At 40.4% G+C, this 22,320-nt stretch carries 19 protein-coding genes, 1 tRNA gene and 3 pseudogenes; 11 read left to right on the top strand and 12 right to left on the bottom strand.

The features are described 5' to 3' along the window. Positions 1-96: 96 nt before the first annotated feature. A complete protein-coding gene (locus B4F08_RS02740) occupies positions 97-963 on the bottom strand; it encodes a lytic transglycosylase domain-containing protein (protein ID WP_086208034.1) in 867 nt (288 codons plus the stop codon). Positions 964-1,464: 501 nt separating this feature from the next. On the opposite strand from B4F08_RS02740, the gene ttcA reads away from it, so the two are divergent. Both ttcA and B4F08_RS02730 read left to right on the top strand, forming a co-directional pair. Further along, positions 1,465-2,388, top strand: a complete 924-nt coding sequence (gene ttcA, locus B4F08_RS02735; RefSeq protein ID WP_086208033.1) for a tRNA 2-thiocytidine(32) synthetase TtcA — start codon at positions 1,465-1,467, stop codon at positions 2,386-2,388. Positions 2,389-2,615: 227 nt separating this feature from the next. After that, positions 2,616-2,999: an SCP2 sterol-binding domain-containing protein gene (locus tag B4F08_RS02730; protein ID WP_086208032.1), complete on the top strand. Its 384-nt coding sequence runs from the start codon at positions 2,616-2,618 to the stop codon at positions 2,997-2,999. 80 nt (positions 3,000-3,079) lie between these two features. Here the strand turns inward: B4F08_RS02730 and B4F08_RS02725 are convergent, their stop codons facing one another. Then, positions 3,080-4,192, bottom strand: coding sequence for a transglycosylase SLT domain-containing protein (locus B4F08_RS02725; RefSeq protein ID WP_291373013.1), 1,113 nt, complete (start codon positions 4,190-4,192; stop codon positions 3,080-3,082). 365 nt (positions 4,193-4,557) lie between these two features. Between B4F08_RS02725 and greB the strand changes: the two genes are divergently transcribed. Together greB and B4F08_RS02715 are read left to right on the top strand one after the other, a co-directional pair. Beyond that, positions 4,558-5,052, top strand: coding sequence for a transcription elongation factor GreB (gene greB, locus B4F08_RS02720; protein ID WP_119063128.1), 495 nt, complete (start codon positions 4,558-4,560; stop codon positions 5,050-5,052). 89 nt (positions 5,053-5,141) lie between these two features. After that, positions 5,142-5,231 (top strand) — tRNA-Ser (locus tag B4F08_RS02715). Positions 5,232-5,437: 206 nt separating this feature from the next. Here the strand turns inward: B4F08_RS02715 and B4F08_RS17245 are convergent. The 6 genes and pseudogenes from B4F08_RS17245 to B4F08_RS02690 form a co-directional block, all read right to left on the bottom strand. Beyond that, a pseudogene (locus B4F08_RS17245) lies at positions 5,438-5,526 on the bottom strand (IS1595 family transposase); the annotation flags it as partial. Between the two features lie 211 nt (positions 5,527-5,737). Then, positions 5,738-7,228 carry a sodium/proline symporter PutP gene (gene putP, locus B4F08_RS02710; RefSeq protein ID WP_110974335.1) on the bottom strand — a complete coding sequence of 497 codons (1,491 nt, stop codon included), beginning with the start codon at positions 7,226-7,228 and terminating at the stop codon, positions 5,738-5,740. A gap of 172 nt (positions 7,229-7,400) precedes the next feature. Further along, entirely contained in the window at positions 7,401-8,258 is an 858-nt protein-coding gene (locus B4F08_RS02705) for an SPFH domain-containing protein (RefSeq protein ID WP_086208559.1), read from the bottom strand. A gap of 15 nt (positions 8,259-8,273) precedes the next feature. Continuing rightward, positions 8,274-8,747, bottom strand: coding sequence for an NfeD family protein (locus B4F08_RS02700; RefSeq protein WP_086208558.1), 474 nt, complete (start codon positions 8,745-8,747; stop codon positions 8,274-8,276). A 97-nt stretch (positions 8,748-8,844) separates the two neighbouring features. Further along, positions 8,845-9,762, bottom strand: a complete 918-nt coding sequence (locus tag B4F08_RS02695) for a patatin-like phospholipase family protein (RefSeq protein WP_086208557.1) — start codon at positions 9,760-9,762, stop codon at positions 8,845-8,847. Between the two features lie 65 nt (positions 9,763-9,827). Continuing rightward, complete coding sequence (locus B4F08_RS02690; RefSeq protein ID WP_291373010.1) at positions 9,828-10,457, bottom strand: 1-acyl-sn-glycerol-3-phosphate acyltransferase; 630 nt, start codon at positions 10,455-10,457, stop codon at positions 9,828-9,830. 136 nt (positions 10,458-10,593) lie between these two features. On the opposite strand from B4F08_RS02690, the gene B4F08_RS02685 reads away from it, so the two are divergent. The 5 genes from B4F08_RS02685 to B4F08_RS02665 all read left to right on the top strand — a co-directional run bounded on the left by B4F08_RS02685 (position 10,594) and on the right by B4F08_RS02665 (position 17,183). Next, complete coding sequence (locus tag B4F08_RS02685; protein ID WP_291373008.1) at positions 10,594-11,850, top strand: MFS transporter; 1,257 nt, start codon at positions 10,594-10,596, stop codon at positions 11,848-11,850. Between the two features lie 141 nt (positions 11,851-11,991). Next, complete coding sequence (locus B4F08_RS02680; protein ID WP_291373006.1) at positions 11,992-13,116, top strand: porin; 1,125 nt, start codon at positions 11,992-11,994, stop codon at positions 13,114-13,116. A gap of 407 nt (positions 13,117-13,523) precedes the next feature. Further along, positions 13,524-15,182, top strand: coding sequence for a phosphoethanolamine transferase (locus B4F08_RS02675; RefSeq protein WP_086208553.1), 1,659 nt, complete (start codon positions 13,524-13,526; stop codon positions 15,180-15,182). Positions 15,183-15,185: 3 nt separating this feature from the next. After that, positions 15,186-15,866 carry a response regulator transcription factor gene (locus tag B4F08_RS02670; RefSeq protein WP_291373003.1) on the top strand — a complete coding sequence of 227 codons (681 nt, stop codon included), beginning with the start codon at positions 15,186-15,188 and terminating at the stop codon, positions 15,864-15,866. After that, positions 15,867-17,183 carry an ATP-binding protein gene (locus B4F08_RS02665; protein WP_086208551.1) on the top strand — a complete coding sequence of 439 codons (1,317 nt, stop codon included), beginning with the start codon at positions 15,867-15,869 and terminating at the stop codon, positions 17,181-17,183. Here B4F08_RS02665 and B4F08_RS02660 read toward each other — a convergent pair. Then, positions 17,178-17,867: a phosphatase PAP2 family protein gene (locus B4F08_RS02660; protein ID WP_086208550.1), complete on the bottom strand. Its 690-nt coding sequence runs from the start codon at positions 17,865-17,867 to the stop codon at positions 17,178-17,180. The genes B4F08_RS02665 and B4F08_RS02660 overlap by 6 nt on opposite strands. A 180-nt stretch (positions 17,868-18,047) precedes the next feature. On the opposite strand from B4F08_RS02660, the gene B4F08_RS02655 reads away from it, so the two are divergent. Next, complete coding sequence (locus B4F08_RS02655) at positions 18,048-18,749, top strand: HAD family hydrolase (RefSeq protein ID WP_291373000.1); 702 nt, start codon at positions 18,048-18,050, stop codon at positions 18,747-18,749. A gap of 53 nt (positions 18,750-18,802) precedes the next feature. On the opposite strand, the gene B4F08_RS02650 is transcribed toward B4F08_RS02655, so the two are convergent. Continuing rightward, positions 18,803-19,990 (bottom strand): ammonium transporter, encoded by a 1,188-nt coding sequence (locus B4F08_RS02650; RefSeq protein WP_086208548.1) that lies wholly within the window; start codon positions 19,988-19,990, stop codon positions 18,803-18,805. Positions 19,991-20,690: 700 nt separating this feature from the next. On the opposite strand from B4F08_RS02650, the pseudogene B4F08_RS02645 reads away from it, so the two are divergent. Beyond that, positions 20,691-21,399: pseudogene (locus tag B4F08_RS02645) on the top strand (carbonic anhydrase). 64 nt (positions 21,400-21,463) lie between these two features. Here B4F08_RS02645 and B4F08_RS02640 read toward each other — a convergent pair. Continuing rightward, positions 21,464-22,189: an amino acid ABC transporter ATP-binding protein gene (locus B4F08_RS02640; RefSeq protein ID WP_291373014.1), complete on the bottom strand. Its 726-nt coding sequence runs from the start codon at positions 22,187-22,189 to the stop codon at positions 21,464-21,466. Between the two features lie 14 nt (positions 22,190-22,203). Continuing rightward, positions 22,204-22,320 (bottom strand): annotated as a pseudogene (locus B4F08_RS02635) (amino acid ABC transporter permease); the annotation flags it as partial.

Here is a 22,320-nt window from a genome sequence, read left to right as displayed (position 1 = left end):
AAAAAATAATCTGATTTATAAATCAAAAATCATAGATCTCAATATGAGGTGAAATTCTTCAAAATTCAAGAAAAAATAATAAAACTGCTATAAAAATTATTCAGAAATATGAATACGGGCGGAGGCGGTTGCATTTGTGGTGGCATAGGAACCCGGGGCATCAGTATAACTGCCATCAGAGGCTAGAATGATTTGGCGTGCAGGCGCAGTGCGACTCACGCTCAACTGTGTGCTTGGGGCTGAGTCTTCATTATAGTTAGCAGATTGCGCAATGACTTGAGTATTGCTTGCTGGACTATTTGAACTGATATTTAAGCTGCCTGAATATAAATTGCTATATCGACTGCTGACACGTCTCACGTAGTCTTGCGTTTCACGAAACGGTGGAATGCCACCATACTTTTGCACATTGCCTTCGCCCGCATTATAGCCTGCAAGGGCAAGGCTGGTATTACCATTAAAGCGTTTCATCAACCACGCAAGGTATTTTGCACCAGCGTTAATGTTTTGTTGTGGATCGTATGCATTCGAGACATTGAAGCGACGAGCAGTTGCTGGCATCAGTTGCATTAGGCCTTGTGCACCAACAGGAGAGCGGGCATTCACATTAAAGCCTGATTCTGTATGCATCACGGCTTTGATTAAGCCTTCTGAAACACCATGAGTTTGCGCTGCTTGGCGAATAATGTGGTCAAAAGCATTTTTGTTGCGACTATAACTGGGTAATACTGAGGATTCAGATGCTCCCCAATTGCTATAGCTGTGGATGTTGCTGTCTGGATAATAGGTTTTCTTTTCGACTTTTAAATTGCTATAACGACTTTGTTTATTGGTCAACAAAGTCGTGCCGTTCGAATCTTTGAGTTGATAGATGGTTTGACCTGCGTGACAATTCAGTGCCATGAACGAAATCGTCATACACCCCAAAACATAAAAATGAGTCAAAAGCAGCTTATTTTTCATTATCTATTATTAATCGTAAAAAATCGTTTTCAGTGACTAGAATTGAGTTTAGCAAAAAAATAACAGCCTGAAACTATTTTAAGTTCAAAAAATCTATGACTTTGTAAAAATCAAGTCCAATTGCTGAGAGAGTAATCAAAAAAAATAATTAATTTATTTTTAATGAGGATTGCTTGACTAAGATAAGGTATTGAAATTAAATAAAAAATAAATTGATCAAAAAATGATCAATTTAAATAGAAGCCTTAAAGTATGGGATGAACACCTTGTCAAGCCTGCTAGAATCCACAAAGTTATCCACAGCTTTTGTGGAAAAATGTGGAAAAGTCCAAAAGATAAGCAGTTCAGCCAGAAAATGAACGCAATCGTTCAAAGTTAAACCGATTTTAATACATGAATATGACAGCAATGACAATTCATGAGAATTTACATTCTTTAGGTGCGAGATGACGACGAATCGGATAAAATTGCGCGGTATTTTTTTTAAGGTTTAACTCGTCTATGTTCTCGCCAGTTGAGTCCGATCAGGGATTTAATTTTAAACCAGAACTACCCACTAGCTCTGCGTATTATCGTTTGTTGAAAAAGCTACGCCGTCAGGTGGGTCATGCCATTCGTGATTTTAAAATGATCGAAGAAGGCGATAAAGTGATGGTCTGCATTTCAGGTGGTAAGGACAGTTACACCTTACTCGATATTATGTTGCAGTTTAAACGCATTGCACCGATCAATTTTGATGTGGTGGCGGTGAATTTGGACCAGAAGCAGCCTGGTTTCCCAGAAGATGTATTGCCGCGCTATTTAGAAGAAAATAATATTCCTTATTATATCTTAGAAAAAGACACCTATAGCATTACCAAACGCTTGACGCCTGAGGGCAAGACCTATTGTGCAGTGTGTTCACGTTTACGCCGTGGTTCTTTATATGGCTTTGCACAAGAAATAGGGGCAACCAAAGTAGCATTGGGACATCACCGTGATGATATCTTGGCGACGTTCTTCTTAAACTTGTTCCATGGTGGCAGTTTGAAAGCGATGCCACCCAAGTTGTTGTCTTCTGATAAAAAGAATATCTTGATTCGTCCACTGGCTTATGTGGAAGAAAAAGACATCATCAAATATGCCGAAATGCGTCAGTTTCCAATTATTCCGTGCAACTTGTGTGGTTCTCAGGAAAATCTGCAACGCGCTATGTTGAATGACATGCTGCGAGAGTGGGATAAGGCCCATCCAAAACGCCTACACAGTATTTTTGGTGCCTTGCAAAATGTATCCCCATCACAATTGGCCGATCGTGAGTTGTTTGACTTTGAAGCCTTAGACAGTGAACGAGAGTTCGACTTTAAGGGTGAAAGTTGTTCAACGGAAGATGAACCTGAAAGCAAACGGATTAACATGGTCAATCTTGGCTTTGTGGCAGATTAATTTTGTCATTTCAGCCAATGCAAAACACCAATTATTGATTGGTGTTTTTTTTATGTGAATGATTTTGATAAACTTTGTATAAGAAATATAAAATATGAACGGTACGTACAAAAAACTTTAGGCACATATAAGATATACATGCTATAACAATCTGCAAGCGTATTTAGCTTCACAATGATGCCGTCTGGATAGGCAGCACACAACGAACAAAGAATTGAGGAAACATCATGCCTGCTTTTTTAACTGATGATTGGTTTTCAACCGTAGAAACATTAACTGCTCAAGCGGGGAATCTAAACCTTCCACCTGCACTTGCAAATCTTGCAATTAACTTAGTTGTTGCTGACAATGCGGGTAATACCGAATTATCTTTAGATGGTGGCGCAATTAAAAAAGGCTTGTCTTCAAATGCGAAAACAACCTTGAACATGGACGCTGAAACTTTACGTAAAGTCTTCCTTGAGTTTGATATGGCAGCAGCAATGCAAGCATTCATGACAGGAAAAATAAAAGTTCAGGGTGATATGTCCCAATTAATGGCATTGCAAACGGCAAAGCCAAGCCAAGAGCAAAAAGATTTATTTAAGAAAGTACTTGAGCTAACAGCTTAAGTATTCTGAAACAAAAAAAAGCTTACCTCAAAAGGTAAGCTTTTTTTTTGCGATGATGATCAATTATGGGTATTCAAAGTTTAGATATTGACCAACTGTGGCGTGGTTTTAATGTGCTCAAGATAGGCACGGATACGTGTCACATACTGAAGCGCTTGTCGGTAGCGACCATTTTTGGCTTGGTTATGCTCTAAATAAGCATAAAGATTGAGCCAGTTATTTGGGTCTTTACCTTGCGCTTGAATGCGTTTTTGAATCTGGCTCACCGCACCTGGCCCCATATTGTAGGCAACCAGTGCATACCAGTTGCGGTCAGGGAACGGAATATCGGTATAGCGGCTCAGCATCTGGTCGTAGTACTTGGCACCGCCTTGAATGCTTTGTGCAGGGTCGGTACGGTTATTCACACCCATTGCTTTGGCCGTGCTATTGGTCAACATCATCAAACCACGAACACCTGTCGGAGAAACAGAGTTCGGTTTAAGATAAGATTCTTGATAACCAATGGCCGCTAACAAGTGCCAATCTAAGTCGTATTTTTGCGCTGTGCTTTTAAAACTGGCCTTATAGATCGGCATACGTTGACGCAAATCACGTTGAATCGTATTCCAGTTTTCAGGCTTCACGACATTGCGGTTGTAAAAAGAGGCCAATTGACCAATTGAACCTGATTGTTTACTTTGACATACGAATCCGCTGGCTGTTTGGGTGAGTGGATCATTCGCATGTTTAAACACCCAATTCAGCTCAGTATTGAGGCCATTTTTACGTAAAACGTTCAAATCACCACAAGTTGCAGAAAAAGTAGACAAATGCTTTTGTTCAATCGTTTGAACGCTGGCGGTTGTCATTGCAAAATTTGCTTTGCCTTGAGCGACCCATTTGAGTGCTGTGGCATTATCAGGAACCGTTTTGAAGTCTAGCTTTACATTTAAGCTATCTGCATAGTTACGTGCAAGGTCATAACCAAAACCATGCAAATGTTGACCATCTTTAAAAACGGTCGTTGGATTTTCCACTGAAACGACAGTCAATTTATTATGATTGACGACATTATCATATTGGTAAGTCTTACTTGCATTAATACTATGAAAAGGAATTAACAGAGTACTTAAAGTAAGGGCTTTCAACGGGAGAGAGAAAGTTAATGAATTAAGGCAAGGCCTCGATCCAGAAGTTGAACTACTGTGCATGTTGTCTCCGCTACAAGTAATTTATGCCCCAGAACGCAAAGGCAAAACCATGCCTTAAAACGAGTTCAAGTTTGCTAAATTCAATAAGGGGTTGGGCATTCATGACGTCATTCAAAATGACATGGGATTAAAGGAACTATGTAGAAAAACTACATAGATTAAAAAATAAGCAGCTAATTTAAGATGTGCGCATAATATCGGGCAAATTCTAAAGTGTCAAATTTTGTGCAATATTTTTTTAAGAAATGTAACATAACGATTTAATTTAATTAGGGAATTTATTTTATAAACTTCTGTTGTGAAGAAATAAGGGATAAAATAAATCTTTGTTGTAAATAAACCAGCTGATTTAGACGACATTCATCATGAAATCAAACTTAATTACACGTGTTGGTCACGACAAATTAGTGGCAGAATTAAAGCACCTTTGGCATGAAGAACGGCCTGAAATTACCAAGAAAGTAAACTGGGCAGCAAGCCTCGGAGACCGTAGCGAGAACGCAGATTATCAGTACAACAAACAGCTGTTACGAAAGATTGATCGACGTGTTCGTTACTTAGGGAAACGGCTTGAAGAGTTGCGAATTATTGATTTTTCAGAAGAGCAAGCGGGCAAGATTTATTTTGGGGCTTGGGTAGATATTGAAAATGAAGCGGGTGAGCAAAAAACTTTACGGATTGTGGGGGTAGATGAAATTTATGATCATCACCCACAGCATATTTCAATCGATTCGCCTATGGCGCGTGCTTTACTGTCCAAGCAAGTTGATGATGAGGTTGAAGTCGTGACACCAACGGGCAAAAAACTTTGGTATGTGAATGCGATTCGTTATGAAAACGGTGAAAATTTAGAGAACTAAATGATTTTGTTTTAATTTTAGCCACTTAGTGCGGTTTTTAAAGAAAAGTATTTGCCAAGTAGATCGAATGTTTATATTATGTCGCCCATGGAAGCGTGGCAGAGCGGTTTAATGCACCGGTCTTGAAAACCGACGAGGGTGTGAGTCCTCCGTGAGTTCGAATCTCACCGCTTCCGCCAAATATCTAAATAAGCCCTTGTAAAAACAAGGGCTTATTTTTTATCTGTGCTTTTACCCCTCAACTTACCCCATATCAAATTTTGGATTGGCCCAAACTAGAAATAACAATATAAAGCGATGCTGGACAGATAATTTATTTGGTCAAACTTATTCTTAAGTGCTCGAAGTTTGATTTATATTGAAACTTTTTGGGGTTAGGACGTAAAAGTGGACTGTTATGGAGTAGTTTCAGTGAATCGCGTATAAATTAGCGTGGCGATGATTGAAGCGATATTCGGTTTGTTTAAGAGCCAAGTCATTGCCATCTACTTGTGAGCTTCGCAAGACATTTGGCACAAGAAGATTGGATGTGTAACGATTGTGCATATGAATTGATTTTAAAAGAAGCTTTAAAACTTATTTTTCTCTTTGATGGATAACCTTGAAAAATTAGAAAGAGCCTCAGTTGAGGCTCTTCTTCTAATATTTTAGGACCGCTGATGTCCTCTTTTTTATGTGTAGCGGTTTATTGAGATGCTTTATATACACGATCTGCTTCTTCAAAACGATCTGTAATGTCTTGCGTTGGTGCTTTACCCAAAAGACTGATAACAACGATCGTGATGAGTGAACAGATAAAGCCGGGAATAATCTCGTAAAGGCCTGTAGCTGCAAAAAGGTTTTTCCAAAGAATGACCACAACCGCACCGACAATCATACCCGAGAGTGCACCGTTTAAAGTCATGCGTTTCCAGAACAAAGACAGAATGATGAGTGGACCAAATGCAGCGCCAAAACCTGCCCATGCATAAGCTACCAGGCCTAAAACTTTAGATTCAGGATTACCTGCCATCCAAATTGCAAGCAGGGCGATCAGTAGCACCATTAAACGACCGATCCAAACCAGTTCGGTTTGTGAGGCATTTTTACGTAAGAACGATTTATAAAAATCTTCGGTCAAGGTACTTGAGCATACTAAAAGTTGGCAGCTCAAAGTGCTCATGACCGCCGCTAAAATTGCAGCTAAAACAATTCCAGCAATCCACGGATTGAAAAGAATTTTAGTAAGCTCCATAAACACGGTTTCAGGGTTGGCATTAACCACAGCAGCTAGCTCAGGGTGTTCTGCAAAATAGGCAATCCCAAAAAAGCCCGCCGTTACGGCACCGCCTAAGCAGAGTGTCATCCAAGTCATACCGATACGACGTGCATTGGGAATAGATTTAACAGAATCGGCAGCCATGAAGCGCACTAAAATATGAGGTTGACCAAAATAGCCTAAGCCCCAAGCCAATAGAGAAATGATGGCAACAAGGTTTAAATTACCAAGTACATCAAAAGCTTGTGGGCGTGCTGCTTCAAGGACTGTAGTCATATGGTTTAAGTCGGAGAAACTCAGAAGAACTACAATAGGCGTGAGCAATAGGGCAAAAATCATTAAACCTGCTTGGATGGTATCAGTCCAGCTGACTGCTAAGAACCCACCAATAAAGACATAACTAATAGTTGCAATTGCACTGATCCAAAGTGCAGTGCTGTAGGGAATGGCAAACATACTTTCAAATAAGCGTGCACCTGCCACCATGCCTGAGGCGCAGTAAATTGCAAAGAAAATCAATATGACCAAGGCTGAGACAATGCGCAAGACTTTCTTTTGGTCATCAAAGCGATTGGAAAAATAGTCTGGTAAGGTGAGCGCATTGAACTGCACTTCGGTATGTACACGCAGGCGTCCTGCGACCAATAACCAGTTTAGCCAAGCTCCGATGATCAAGCCAATTGCAATCCAAACTTCAGATAAACCAGATAGATAAATTGCGCCTGGTAGTCCCATGAGTAACCAACCACTCATGTCGGATGCCCCCGCAGATAATGCGGTGACAAAGCTTCCTAAGCGGCGACCGCCTAAAATATAGTCAGAGAAATTGGTGGTCGCACGGTAGGCAACCAGACCAATAATGACCATGGCGACAATATAAAAAAGAAAAGTAATGAGGGTGGGATTGAGGGAGCTCATACGATGTCCATATTAAGATGGCAGAGAGATTAAAATTCAAATGCTCAAAAAAGCTGGAAGAATTTTACAATATTAAAAATGATGCGTAATTTAGCAGGCTTTTATTGTTTTCGCAGGTAGAACAAAAAGGACAGCTCGAAAGCTGTCCTTTTTGGCTAAACGCAGGAGTCAGTTAAATATCTTTACGTCCCATAACACCACGGATGGTACTTAAAATATCGGCTGGTAAAACCACTGTTTTGGCATTGTTTGATTTAGACATGTCTTGCATCGCTTTGACATATTGTTCACCCAATAAGTAAGCAACAGGAATTTCCTTGTCGCCTACAGCCGAAGTGACCATTTCAATGGCACGCTGAGAAGACTCTGCTAAGACCACTTGTGCTTCTGCGTCACGACGTGATGCTTCTAAACGACCATCTGCCTCTAAAATCGCGGCTTGTTTTTCACCGTCTGCTTTGGTCACGGTTGCACGACGTTGACGCTCTGCGGCAGCTTGTGCTTCCATTGCAGCTTGCATGGTTGAAGAAGGTTGAATATCTTGGATTTCAACGGTTTTTAGGGTAATGCCCCAGTCTGAGATATCATCCGAAATAGCCGCTTTCAATTTGGCTTTAATATGGTCACGAGATGAGAGTGCATCATCGAGATCCATTTCACCCACGATAGAACGTAGTGATGTTTGTACTAAGTTTTGAATGGCCCATGTATAGTTTTCAATGCCGTAGACTGCATTTACAGGCGTGGTGATGTTGATATACGCCACGGCATTCATGAGCAAAACCGCATTATCTCGGGTAATCACTTCTTGAGAGGGAATGTCTAATACAATGTCTTTGGTCGTGACTTTATAAGCCACCTCATCGACATAAGGAATCACAAAGTTGAGACCTGGGCTCAATGTAGTATGGTATTTACCCAGACGTTGCACAATCCATTTATAACCTTGCGGTACAATGCGGACACCTTTAAAAATGGTGACAGCGGCAAAAGCCAAAATTGCTAAAACAATAATAAATCCACCAGACATAGTCTTAACTCACTTTTAAGTATTTTCGTTGCTTGAGAGATGTGCTTTGACCATTAAATCATTGCCCAGTATTTCAACGACACGCACTCGGTCACCGACTTGGACTTTATCTAAAGTGCGACAGTTCCATTCATCTGAACCGAGAACTGGAATGGGAAAGCGAACGCGTATGTGTTCATTTTCAGGACTGGCTTGAATGACCATGCCAATTTGACCGATGGTTGCTTCGCGAGACAGTCCTGCTTTGGTTTTGTCAGTCGAAAGTGGTTTAATAAACTTAAACCAAAGTAAAGTGCATAAAATCGACAAAATAATCCACGTTACAAATTGCGTGGTAACGCCCATCATTGGGAACATCCAGTACAGAATACCGACCATAATGGCCGCAATACCGAACCACAATGCGGCAAAAGCAGGCAGAATCAGCTCTGATAACATTAACAGAACGCCCAATACAAACCAGTGCCAAGGCTCAAAAGCAAATTCCATACATCTACTCATATATTCGTTATAGGGATATAGATGCAGCAGCATCTATATCAATTTAGCAGATGAATAAGTCTTTGAATATTAAAAATCAAACTTTTTAGAATTTGGCTTTAGGTGCAGGTTTAAAGGCTGCTGGTGACTTTTTAAAGTCACCTATGGCTTTTTCAATTGACTTAATTTTGAGTTGTGCTGCCTTTTCACCTTCTAAAATAGATTGATTGCTCGCTGTTAAGTCTAAAGTACCTAGGTGGCCAACTTTGGGTTGAATCACTACAGTTGCTTGGCTTAGCTCTTCATTGATGCTTTGCTGCCCCATGATGTTAATGGTTTGATCGAGCAAACCCCACATATTCAGTGGCTTGTTTCCAACGGGACGGGCTGAAATATCAACCGCAATTACAATATCCGCGCCCATATCTTTGGCAGTTTTCACTGGAATTGGGCTAACAAGGCCACCATCGACATATTTGGTTCCACCAATCACCGCAGGGACAAAAACGTTCGGAATACTACAGGATGCTCGAACAGCTTGACCCGCATTGCCTTTAATAAAGTCGGCTTTGCGTCCTGTATCCAGACGGGTAGCGACTGCAGCGAAGCGGATGGGGAACTGTTGAATCGGTTTATTGCCGACATGTTTGTTGACATAGTCTTGCAGTTTTTGTCCTTGCACAAAACCTTGTGAATTGAGGGTTAAGTCTCGGATGTCCGATTCTTTTAAAGTCAGCGCAATTTGTTGAAGTTGATAAGGTGTTTTACCACTGGCATAGATACTACCCACAAAACTGCCAGCACTGGTTCCCGTGACAATTTTGGGTTTGATGCCATGTGACTCCAAAACTTTCAGTACACCAATATGTGCAAAGCCTTTGGCACCGCCACCGCCGAGGGCAATGGCAATCACAGGTTCGCGGGCTTGAACGGGAGTTGTTGTTGGTGTTTTCTTTGATGCAAGATCACATCCTGCCATAGTTAGTGTGAGTGCACCAATCAGAGATAAACGAGCAAAATTCATGGTCAAAAGTACTAAAACGCAAAACAAATAATGCTGCACATCTCAGCAGATTCGACCTTGATTTACTAGCTATTTTTTAAGCGTTTTTGTAAAGGCTTGGCCAACCATTTTGGGTTCTTGGCTGAAAATTTACCAACATAAAAATCTAAAATTTTCTCAAGGTCTTGCTCAAAATGCCCAGTAGGATGAAACACGCCCAAGCAGTGAATGGTCTTTTGTGTATAGTCAAAAGAGAACATCACAATCGGAACTTGTGCACCGTGAGCAATACGATAAAAACCGCTACGAATAGATTCGGCGTGTTTACGGGTGCCTTCAGGCGCCATACCGACCCAAATTTTTTCTTTGCTGTTGATAATCGCGATAATGTCTTGGGTTAAGCCTTGGGCATGGGAGCGATTCACAGGAATCACCCCAATCCATTCCAACAATGGTTTCAACGGGGTATGAAACAAACTATTCTTACCAAAAATGGTAATTTGAATGCCTAAACCTAGCAAGGCGGTGAAACCGTGCCATGCGTCGATATTGGAGGTGTGTGGTGAAATAATCGCGATGGCTTTGGGGAGATTTGGAAACTCACCAACAAAGCGCCAACCTTGCACTAAAAAAATCTGCTTAAACATAGTGCGAGTGAATGCAGACGAATTACGATGAGGCACTTGATCTGGTAGTTCTGGAAAAGATGGACTCATTATTATTTTACTCAAACGATCAAGATGAATATGATTTCAATAATAGGCATTGATCGGTTTGAATTCATTGGCAAAATAGTGAATGCCTACCGAGCCAAAATGAACACTTTGCCCAATTGATGAATTTAGGACGACCATGTTACAGACCCGAAATGTATATATTTTGCTATTTTCGCTGTATTGGGCACAAGGTTTACCTGTGGGGTTTATGACCCATGCTTTGCCCGTGATTTTGAGAGCACAGGGGGTTTCACTGGCACAGATTGGAGGTTTCGGACTGCTGATGTTACCGTGGTCGATTAAAGTGTTTTGGGCGCCGTTGTTAGATCGTTTTGGGATCACCCGTTTTGGTCACTATCGTAGTTGGATTATTCCATTACAACTCTTGACTGTACTGGTGTTGATTGGGCTGTCTTTTCTCCCGATTGATGGATTAAATCAACATATTTATTTATGGGCTTTCTTTGTGGGCCTACTCAGTATGAATTTGCTCGGGGCAACGCAAGATATTGCAACCGATGGGTTGGCGGTCAATATTTTAAAAGGGGAGCAACAGCACTGGGGTAATACCTTTCAGGTGATTGGATCGCGTCTTGGTTTTATTGTCGGTGGCGGGGCAATCTTGTGGGCACTGGATTGGCTGAGTTGGCAATCTACTTTTTTGATTTTGGCGGCAATTGTTTTTATAAATACAGTGCCGATTTTAGTTTACTCAGAGCCACAGCATAGAAAGGTTTCAGAAACACAAACCGTATCTTTTAATTTTCAACAGATCAAAAACTATTTAGCTTATTTTATCCAGAGTCCTGTACTCGCGGCATGGTTAGCAGTGCTTTTGAGCTTTAAAATAGCGGATGGTTTAGCAGGGCCACTATTGAAGCCTTTAATGGTTGATTTAGGCTTAAGTTTTTCCCAGATTGGTCTATATGTGACCATGCTGGGGGCCTGTGCCGCTTTAATGGGTGCTGGACTTGCGGGCTATAGTTTGAAATTTATTCGGCGTTCCACTGCTTTAGTAGCGTACTCGCTGCTTAAAATCTTCAGTTTGGTAGCTTATGCATGGTTGGCTTTTCAGTATGAAATTAAGTATGGCATTCAGCCGTGGTTAATTTATCTGATTAATGCTTTTGAAGATATGACTTCATCTATGTTGTTGGTGGTCATGCTCACCCTAGTGATGCAATATAGTCGTAAACAGATGGCAGGCACTGATTTTACCTTTCAAGTGGCATTGATGGCCACCGTCAGTGGTGGATTATATAGTATCAGCGGGATATTGGGCGACTGGCTCGGCTATTTCCATTATCTATGTATTATTGTGGTCATTGCGATGTTGAGTTTGTGGTTTATTTTTAAATGGCGTGCCATTGCAACGCATTCAGATTTTTCATAATGCTTTCATAAATAAATCATAAAAAATGCTAAATAGTGAGGTAAATTATTAAAAAATATAACTAAATATTTTTTTAATCGTTCTGTCATATATGTCTGAACGGTAATATTTGTAACAAATTTACCGTAGGATATTTTGATAATGAAAACACAAATCGCAGTCGCAATCGCTTTAAGCCTAGTGGCAGGGGTAACATTCGCAGCACCTACTTTTTATGGTGAAATTGATGTCACGGCCGATTATTTACCTGAAGATAATGCCTCTCCAAATAAAGACCGTGATGTCGTTGAATTGAACTCTAATAACTCCTTTTTAGGCTTAAAAGGCGAAGAAAAACTCACAGATCGTTTAAATGCACTATATCAAGCAGAATTTACCTTCTATGTGGACAATGGGGGTAGCACAGATACTTTTGTTCCACGTAATTTACTTGTTGGCTTACAAGACCAAAAATTAGGGACATTGAAAGTCGGCAAAATTGATACTCCCGTTAAACAACTGTCTTCAGTGGTAGATACCTTTAATAACTATGTGGCCAACAAAGCTGATGTGGCAGGGATTTTCACTGGTGAAAACCGTATAGATAATGTTGTGGTCTATGAAACGCCAGCTTGGGGTCTTGGCACAGGAAAACTGAAAGCTACTGCACTGTTAGCCACTGGTGAAGCAGGGGGTATTGAAAAATCCAAAGGCGGAGCAAAAGTTGCAGGACGTGGTCTGGGCGATGCATGGTCAGCGTCAGTGGTTTATGACAGTAAAAAGTTTGTTGCCGGGATTGGTTATGATAAGGCCATTCCATCAACCTTTGCAGGACGTGGTATTTTGAATGCATCAGCGCCTGAGGTGACAGGCGGGGTGGTAGGCAGTGCTTTTGCAGCAGCAGATACCTTACGTGCCATTGGTCGAGTCAATTTGAATAATGGTTTGGCGTTGAAAGCTTTATATCAAACTTCTGAAGTGGCGGATGTACAAGGCAATGATGCTGCCGCAGCTACGATAGACGACGCACAAGGTTGGCTAATTGGTGCTGAATATAACTTACCGACTGCCAAAGCTTGGACAGTGAAAGCACAATACAGTCAAAACTCAACCAGCTTCAAAACGGCTAAAGACGACTTTGATGCGCAGCAGTTTATTGCAGGTGCTGATTATGCCTTTACCAAGCAAGTCAAAGCTTATGGTTATGCAGGAATTTTGACACTTGAACAAGCATCTTTTGAAACCAAGCAACCTGTAGTCGGCACTGGGATCGAATACAAATTTTAAGCTGTAGAACAGGCTCAGGCATACACAGACTAAAGCCGATCTAATTAAGGCGTTTTATGAAACGCCTTAATTTTTGCCCAAAAAGATGAAATCTTAATATCTGACATTCAGTACATAGCTTGTTTATTCTCTCGTTTAGCCGAAAACAAAAACATCTAGTGGCTCAATATACACCACCATAAAATCCTTCGACTTGCTCTGCACATAAAAGCCATACTTCTATTCATGTTCTGGTTGTGCAAGGGTATTCCACATATCAAATCATACGTTGGGTCTTAAAAATCTCATCCGATAGTTTAGTTTACTGTTATGAATTGACACAAAGCGACAGCGCTCTTTTCTATTTAAGCGAGTTTTAAGTTTAGAAAACTACATTGGGACATCCGATCACAAAGACATAATTTAAGATGTTCAATTTGCAGTCTGTCTTCAAAGAAATATCGCTTTTACGCTTTAATGCGTATTTGGCTGTGTGGTTAGCTGTGGCATTAAACTTTATGTTTTATAAGCAAATTCAGTTACTCACACCATACCAAGGCTTGAAAGCTTATGCATTCATTGCTGCGACCGTATTGGTGATATTGGCATTATATAATCTGGTGTTTCAAATTATACAGTGGCGCCCAATCGCTAAATCTGTTGCCGCTATTTTAATCTTGATTGGTGGCATGAGTGCCTATTTTGTCAATAGTTTAGGAGTTGCAATCACGCCTGATCAAATTCAAAACATGATGCAAACCGATGGTAATGAAGTACGTGATTTATTGTCTTGGCATCTTTTATTCTGGATTGGGACGATGGTGATCTTGCCATTGGTCGTTCTCTTTAAGGTAAAGATTCGTCGTGATCCGCTTAAGGCCGTTTTGTTACATAAGCTATTGGGTAGTGCCATTTCCGTGGCAGTGATTGCCAGCCTGCTGTTTGTTTTCTTTGTGGATTATGCTTCTATTTTCCGTGAGCATCGCGATCTTAAAGGGATGATTTCACCGCAAAATGCGATTAGCTCAACACTGTCGTATTATAAAAAGAATAGACCGCAGCAGCATTTACCACTCGTGAAGTATGGTGAAGATGCGCATTTAGTGGAACAAGTTGGACAGAAAAAATTGCCGAAGCTCATGGTTTTGGTTGTCGGTGAAACTGCGCGTGCAGAAAGCTTTTCTTTAAATGGGTATGCAAAAAAAACCAATCCTGAACTTGAAAAACTCAACGTTATTAACTTTAGCCAAGTAAGTTCATGTGGTACAGCAACGGCTGTGTCAGTACCTTGTATGTTTTCTGGGATGACACGTGAAAATTATGATGCACAACTGGCTAAACATCGTGAAGGCTTATTAGATTTAGCACAACGTGCAGGCTATAAAGTGACGTGGATTGATAATAATTCAGGTTGCAAAGGCGTGTGTGATCGCGTGGAGCAGTTTAAGATTCCTGAGCCTATACAGAAAAAGTGGTGTTCGGCAGATGGTGAGTGTGCGGATGGAATTTTGGTGGATAGCTTCAAAGCTTATATTGCCAGTATCGCGAGTGATGATAAAACCCCACGTTTAATTGTATTGCATCAAATGGGTAGCCATGGGCCTGCTTATTACAAACGTTCACAAGTGGGTTTTCAACCATTTAAACCAATGTGTGAGACCAATGCTATTCAAGGCTGTAGCTCGGAACAACTAAAAAATAGTTATGATAATTCAATTGTTTATACAGATCATATATTAAGCCAGCTGATTGGCGTATTAAAGCAAAATCAAAACTTTGAGACGGGTTTTTGGTATTTATCCGATCATGGTGAGTCGACTGGTGAGCACGGCCTGTATTTACATGGTTCACCTTATGCTATCGCACCGAGCCAACAGACTCATGTGCCGATGCTGATGTGGTTTTCTGAAACATGGAAAAAGCAAAATCCACAACAAATGACTTGCTTAGCTCAGCAAAAAAGCCAAGAATTGAGTCAAGATCATTTATTCCCAAGTTTACTCAGTTTACTTGAGGTGAAAAGTGAAGTGATTGATTCGAAAAATAATATGCTAGAACAGTGTACCTCGACCAAGGCGAGAGCTTAATTCATGTCAAAAATATTGATTATTGAAGATGATTTTATGATTGCTGAGTCCACGCAAACCCTTTTGCGCTATCAGCAGTTTGATGTGGTGTGGGTAAATAATGGTTTTGATGGTTTAAAACAGTTACAACAACATGCATTTGATGTGGTATTACTCGATTTGGGTCTCCCGATGATGGATGGTATGCAAGTCTTAAACAATATTCGACTACTGTATCCGACTTTACCCGTATTGATTATTTCTGCACGAGATCAGTTACAAAACCGTGTTGATGGTTTAAACCAAGGTGCTGATGATTATTTAATTAAACCTTATGAATTTGATGAGTTACTTGCCCGTATACAAGCTCTGTTACGTCGTAGCGGGGCTTTGAAACAGCAAAATCAGCGACAAACGCTGAGTTTTTCAGGGCTAGAGCTTGATGAGGATTTACACTTAGCTAAATACAAAGGGCAAACGATTGATTTATCGAATCGTGAATGGGCGATACTTATTCCTTTGGTCAGTCATCCCAATAAAATTTTTTCCAAAGCAAATTTGGAAGAAAAATTATACGATTTGGACTCGGAAATTAACAGCAATACCATTGAAGTTTATATTCACCATTTACGCGCTAAATTGGGCAAAGATTTTATTCGAACGATTCGTGGTTTGGGCTATCGTTTGGGGCAGGTTGAATCATAAGTGGCAAAAGCAACCTCAATTTCCTTAAAGCGACAACTGGTCACTTACACCTCTTTATTCAGTATTGTAATGGGTTGCTTATTGGTGATTGCAGCATATCGGATTGCCCTTGAAGAGACCAATGAAATACTTGATGCACAAATGCGAAATTTGGCTGAACGTGTGGCAGAACATGACCCCGCTCCGATCAAAAGTGAATTTGAAGTAAGTCGACACTATCATGAAGAGGATTTATTTGTAGATGTCTGGTCGTATGAGTTTCCAGAACAGCGTGAACATAAGTTTGACCTCCTAATACAACCTGTAAAAAAAGCAGGTTTTTATACTCACCATACCGCACAAGGTTTGTGGAACACCTATGTTCTACCTACAGAAAAATATCAGATTCAGGTCAGTCAACAACGGAGCGTGCGGCAAAAACTGGCTTTAGAACTTGCAGCGAATATGTTGATTCCTTATTTATTGTTTATGCCTTTGGCGCTATGGGGGTTAAATTGGATTATTGGACGTAGTTTAAAGCCTTTAGATGAGTTTAAAGCTGAACTCGCACAGCGTGAACCACATGAGCTTACGGCAATTCGTCCAGCTGGTTATCCTGTTGAAATTTTACCGACTATCAACGAAATGAACCGTTTGTTTGAACGGATTTCATTGTTCCAGCAAGAACAGAAACAGTTTATTGCCGATGCTGCACATGAATTGAGAACACCGATTACAGCGCTCAATTTGCAAATGAAAATTTTATTGCATGAATTTCCAGAACATCAGGCTTTAAAAAATCTGAGTTTAGGCTTAATTCGGATTCAGCATTTGGTTTCTCAATTACTTAATTTGGCCAAACAGGATGCATCTGTCCCTACTTTAGAGTCAGTACAGCAGGTGTGCTTAAGTGATTTGGTTGGAGATTGTATGGAGCAATTGATGGAGTTGGCACTTGCCAAGAATATTGATTTAGGTTTAGAGCAACAAGAACAAATTTGGCTTAAGAGTCAAAGTTCAGCTGTGCATTCGATTGTTTATAATTTGCTTGATAATGCCATTAAATATACCCCAGAGCAGGGAGTCATTAATGTTTCCATTTATAAGCAAGATCAGCGAGCAATTCTCCAAATTGAAGACAGTGGACCAGGAATTGCCCCCGAGCTTTATGATCAGATTTTAAAACGGTTCTATCGCGTTCATCATCATTTAGAGGTCGGCAGTGGATTAGGGTTGTCCATTGTCGATAAAGCCGCAGAGAAAGTCGGGGCAAAATTGAATTTTGGGCAAAGTGAAGCTTTGGGTGGTTTACAAGTTCAGGTGATGTTTAATTTATAGTTTAGGGCTTATTTGAGTCCCAAGAAAACGTTTATAAAACAATGCATAAGCCAATACGTTAATTAACCAGATAACCCATGCTGTCCAAAGATTATGACTGAGGAAATGTGCGCCACGCATCATTTGTGCCCAGCCCATTACAAAACCTAAAATCAGGGCAGCAAACAAATAAAACCATGCACGTTTTGGCTCAGTGAGTCGATAGACAAAATATCCCACAAATAGAGCAAATCCTGTGGCAGCATGTCCACCAGGAAAACAATGACCTGCTGTTGCTGAAAAGTCCCAAAAGAAATCATGTGCGGTAGCGAGTGTCATATCCCATGGGCATGCATGACCAGATTGTGATTTTAATATGCCAATGCAACTGGTGCTGATAAGGACTAAGCCAATGAAATAACCACTTTGCCAGCGCTGTGGTTTTAGGGCAGTCCACTTATACGATGCAACCCATTTCAGTAAGTAAATCAAGTAAACTGCAATGAGTATGTCTTTGACATAGCGATGATTGAGTTCGGCTAGGGCCCAATCTCGTTTTAATGGGAAATGGCCTGTCCGATCCATATAGGGTTGAATCAGGTGTAAATCTAATGTTCCTGCCACTGGAAAGAGGAGCCATAAAATGGAAAAACCAAGTGTCAAAATAAAAAACTGAAGTAGAAAAAAACGTTGCTGATCTGACACAAGATACGCCGTAAAATAAAAATAAGCTGCTATTCCAACAGTGTTAGCTTAAAGCAGGCTTAACGGTTTTGGTCTTTCATCGCTTTTAGCAAAATCAGTGATTTACTTATTCATTTAAGGCTAAAGTGGTGCAGCAATTCGATGTTAGGTTGAGTCTAAACAATATTGGGAAAAGACAGCGTGATACGTGCAGTTTTATTTGATCTAGATAATACCTTAACCCACCGTGGACGCAGTGTTGCTGCGTTTAGCCAACAGCTTGCGGATTATTATCACGTACAATTACAAAGTGTAAATGTTGTACAGATAGCGACTATCGTCAATCGTATAGACAATGGGGGCTATCCCTTAAAAGAATATTTAACCCACACAAGTATTGGTGCTTCAGTGGCTTATGCTTTGCTACAGGAGCTTAGTTGGAATTCAGCTCCTGATTTGAATGACTTAAGTAATTTTTGGTTTGAACAATTTGGTCGCTGTGCTGTGGCAATGCCCGATGCTGAACAAACGTTGACCCATTTAAAGCAAGCGGGATATAAACTTGCGATTATTTCAAATGGTGGTCATGCAACACGCTTGTCTATATTAAATGGCTTGGGCTTTGCGCATTATTTTGATGTGATCAATACTTCTGGGCTATTTGGACAAGCTAAACCAAAGCCAGATATTTTTATTGATACGGCACAACAATTACATGTTGAAGTTGAGCAGTGCTTATTTGTTGGGGATCATCCGATTAATGATGTACACGGTGCACAGCAGGCAGGAATGCAAGCCCTGTGGTTATCAGGCTTTCATCAACCATTGGTAACAATAAATGCCCCACAGATTACGGCATTGTCTGAGATTTTTAAGCATTTAACAGCAATGACTGAAGTTTAAATCAGAGAATAAAAAAGCGACCCATAAGGGTCGCGTTGAAATTGAACATGATTTTAGAACATGCTGTCATCAGAGTTGGCAGAAATTTTATGAATAGACAAGTCTGCTCCTCGGAATTCATCTTCTTGACTTAAACGAATCCCCATCGTGGCTTTTAAAGTGCCATAAACAACAAGTCCACCAAGCATGGCTATGCCAATTGCCAACAATGTACCAATTAACTGCGACATCATAGCTACCCCACCTAAGCCACCAAGCCATTTTTGACCAAATACACCAACTGCAAGCCCACCGAATGCGCCACATACGCCGTGCAAAGGCCATACGCCGAGTACATCATCGACTTTGAGCTTGTTTTGCGTATAGGTGAAGAGTTTAACAAACATAAGTCCTGCAATAGCACCAATGATTAAAGCACCTATAGGGTGTACAACATCAGAACCTGCACAAATTGCAACAAGACCCGCCAAAGGACCATTATGTAAGAAACCTGGGTCATCTTTTCCAGCAAAGTTAGCTGCTAATGTTCCACCGACCATGGCCATGAGGGAGTTAATTGCTACGAGTCCTGAAATTGCATCTAAACGTTGTGCACTCATAACGTTAAAGCCGAACCAACCTACAATTAATATCCAAGAACCTAAGGCTAGGAAAGGAATAGATGAGGGTGGATGAGCACTGACCCGACCATCCTTTTTATAACGTCCGTGACGTGCTCCAAGTAAAATAACTGCAGCAAGGGCAATCCACCCTCCCATAGCATGCACAACCACAGAACCTGCGAAATCATGGAAACTTGCACCGAAAGTGCTTTGCAACCATTGTTGTAAGCCAAAGTTGCCATTCCAAGCGATACCTTCAAAAAAAGGATAAACCAAAGCTACTAGTAAAACGGTTGCAATAGCTTGAGAACGCATCTTGGCACGTTCAGCAATGCCACCTGAGATGATTGCTGGAATTGCGGCTGCAAAAGTGAGCAGGAAGAAGCAGCGCATTAGGTTATAGCCATGATCCGCTGCTAAAGTATCCCCGATATGGAAAAAGTGATGTCCATAAGAAATGTAATAACCTACAAAAAAGTAGGCAATTGCAGAGAGTGAAAAGTCCGTTAAAATTTTACTTAAGGCATTCACTTGGTTTTTATGTCGAACTGTCCCTAGTTCTAAAAAAGCAAAACCTGCATGCATGGCGAGGACTAAAACTGCACCAAGAAGAAGAAAAAGTAAGTCAATATTTTGCATGTTTAGGTTCCATTTGAGTGCAAAATTTTGCAAAAAGAAGCTCAGTATACTGATGCTTGTCATTTCGTGAAGAGCTAAGCAAAAAGGAAATATTGATTAAGTTTTGCTTAAAAATAATAAGACCCGATATAAAGCATTAATATGCACCATGATGGTGTTCACGCATCTTACTGGTGCGTTTATGAAAATATGATTTAATTGTAAATATATGAAAATATTACACTTATTTATTTTAAATATGTGATTGTATATTTACTGCAAAATTTGGATGCATTTGAGTTGAAAGCAAAAAAATAGTCTGGGAAAAATGTATGGGGTTCAATTTGAACTGCATTTGTTCTATTTTGGAACGCAAATAACAAAAAGTCTGCATTTTGATTGTGCGTGTGTAAAATCAAGCCAAAAGTTTTAGGAATTACATTGAGATTCATTTCTTATTTATAACGATGGAAAATTCACATAACTAAATGTTATTAATTGTAATTTTTGTCATATATGATCATTTCAATTTTAGGGTCGAGATTAAAAAAATAAATAAAAAGCTTAATCGAAAGAGGTATTTTTGTTTTGTCTAAATCCTTACAGCACTGAAACAAAACATGAAAAAATCTGTTTGAAATGTCATTTTTAGTTTTGCTGGAGCCTAGCCAATTCATGGAGGATATTGGATCATTTGAGATCTATTTTTTGATGAAGGAATATGAAGTATAAAATAATAGCAGCATTGTTTGGGTTTCCCTGTGTGGTGGGTTGGTCAGCCAGTGAGTTAATATCAGATTGGGGCTATCAAGCAGAAAAAGCACTGGAGTCAGTTGAATCCCCAATATCAAGCATGTGCGGGATATAATCAATCACCTATTAATATAGAACGTGTGATTTCAGCAGAACTCGCAGCACTTCATTTTAACTACAAAACTTCTGCCAGCGATATTGTGCAACTTCCCCATACGGTACAAATCAATTTTCATCAAGGTAGTTATTTAAGTTTAGAGGGTGAACGATTTCAATTATTGCAAATGCATCTCAGCCCCTCAGAAAATATGATCAAAGGGAAAAGCTTTCCCATGGAATTACATTTAGTTCATGTTTCTGAAAAAGGTGAGTTGGCCGTGGTTGCGGTAATGTATGAAGCAGGCAAAAAGAATTTAACACTGGAACGGCTATGGCCACAAAGACAATCAAAGAAAGGGTTAAGTTTGAGAGCGAATGAATTTTTACCCGCGACACATGGCTACTATCGTTTTAATGGTTCACTTACGACACCACCGTGTACTGAGGGTGTACGTTGAGTGGTCTTAGAAGATATACAACAGGCATCAGCGCAGCAAATCGCAAACTTCGCTGCGCTGATAGGGTATCCGAATAACCGTCCTGTTCAAGCCATCAATGCACGTTTGGTTTTAGACTAGAATCTAAATTTAAAAAAAGCAGATCGTGTGATCTGCTTTTTTAATGAGGAATAACAGGTCTGTGCTAGTGCAAGATCTTGTCTAAGAATTGTTGAGCACGATCGCCACGTTTGGTGTTAAAGAAATCATCTTTGCTACAGTCTTCGACAATTTTACCTTGATCCATAAACAACACACGGTTGGCCACTTGGCGGGCAAAGCCCATTTCATGGGTGACACACATCATGGTCATGCCTTCATGTGCCAGCTCGACCATCACATCAAGAACTTCATTAATCATTTCAGGGTCAAGCGCAGATGTCGGTTCATCAAACAGCATGGCAATTGGGTCCATACTAAGTGCACGGGCAATTGCGACACGTTGCTGTTGTCCACCAGAAAGTTGTGCTGGAAATTTATGTGCATGTGCACTCAGCCCAACACGCTCTAAATAACCTAAGCCTTTCTTTTTCGCTTCAGCTTCAGAGCGGCCCAACACTTTAATTTGGGCAATGGTTAAATTTTCAGTAATGCTGAGATGTGGAAACAGCTCGAAGTGCTGAAACACCATACCTACGCGACTGCGTAATTTGGTCAAATCTGTTTTAGGGTCATTAATTGGAATTCCATCGACCGTGATTTGGCCTTGTTGAAAAGCTTCCAGTCCATTTACTGTTTTAATCAGGGTTGATTTGCCTGAGCCTGATGGGCCACAGACCACCACCACTTCACCTTGGCAAATTTGTGTGGTGCAATCGGTTAAGACTTGAAAATCGCCATACCATTTACTGACATTTTGGAGGTCAATCATTACTTTTTGGTCGCTCATACGCTTAACCTCCTTTGTAATCGTTTTACTGCATATGTGGCTAGCATACTGATGGTGAAATACACTAGGCCTGCAAATAAAATATATTGCGTTAATAGAGACATCAAATCGCC

Origin of the sequence: Acinetobacter sp. UBA6720 (assembly GCF_002454215.1) — a bacterium.
Taxonomy (GTDB): domain Bacteria; phylum Pseudomonadota; class Gammaproteobacteria; order Pseudomonadales; family Moraxellaceae; genus Acinetobacter.
Note: the sequence above shows the minus strand (reverse complement) of the source record. Positions and strands in the feature narration are given on the sequence as shown.

Coding starts and splice junctions, on each gene's coding strand:
- B4F08_RS02740 (WP_086208034.1), bottom strand. CDS start 963: ATGAAAAATAAGCTGCTTTTGACTCATTTTTATGTTTTGGGGTGTATG.
- ttcA (WP_086208033.1), top strand. CDS start 1,465: ATGTTCTCGCCAGTTGAGTCCGATCAGGGATTTAATTTTAAACCAGAA.
- B4F08_RS02730 (WP_086208032.1), top strand. CDS start 2,616: ATGCCTGCTTTTTTAACTGATGATTGGTTTTCAACCGTAGAAACATTA.
- B4F08_RS02725 (WP_291373013.1), bottom strand. CDS start 4,192: ATGCACAGTAGTTCAACTTCTGGATCGAGGCCTTGCCTTAATTCATTA.
- greB (WP_119063128.1), top strand. CDS start 4,558: ATGAAATCAAACTTAATTACACGTGTTGGTCACGACAAATTAGTGGCA.
- putP (WP_110974335.1), bottom strand. CDS start 7,228: ATGAGCTCCCTCAATCCCACCCTCATTACTTTTCTTTTTTATATTGTC.
- B4F08_RS02705 (WP_086208559.1), bottom strand. CDS start 8,258: ATGTCTGGTGGATTTATTATTGTTTTAGCAATTTTGGCTTTTGCCGCT.
- B4F08_RS02700 (WP_086208558.1), bottom strand. CDS start 8,747: ATGGAATTTGCTTTTGAGCCTTGGCACTGGTTTGTATTGGGCGTTCTG.
- B4F08_RS02695 (WP_086208557.1), bottom strand. CDS start 9,762: ATGAATTTTGCTCGTTTATCTCTGATTGGTGCACTCACACTAACTATG.
- B4F08_RS02690 (WP_291373010.1), bottom strand. CDS start 10,457: ATGAGTCCATCTTTTCCAGAACTACCAGATCAAGTGCCTCATCGTAAT.
- B4F08_RS02685 (WP_291373008.1), top strand. CDS start 10,594: ATGTTACAGACCCGAAATGTATATATTTTGCTATTTTCGCTGTATTGG.
- B4F08_RS02680 (WP_291373006.1), top strand. CDS start 11,992: ATGAAAACACAAATCGCAGTCGCAATCGCTTTAAGCCTAGTGGCAGGG.
- B4F08_RS02675 (WP_086208553.1), top strand. CDS start 13,524: ATGTTCAATTTGCAGTCTGTCTTCAAAGAAATATCGCTTTTACGCTTT.
- B4F08_RS02670 (WP_291373003.1), top strand. CDS start 15,186: ATGTCAAAAATATTGATTATTGAAGATGATTTTATGATTGCTGAGTCC.
- B4F08_RS02650 (WP_086208548.1), bottom strand. CDS start 19,990: ATGCAAAATATTGACTTACTTTTTCTTCTTCTTGGTGCAGTTTTAGTC.
- B4F08_RS02640 (WP_291373014.1), bottom strand. CDS start 22,189: ATGATTGACCTCCAAAATGTCAGTAAATGGTATGGCGATTTTCAAGTC.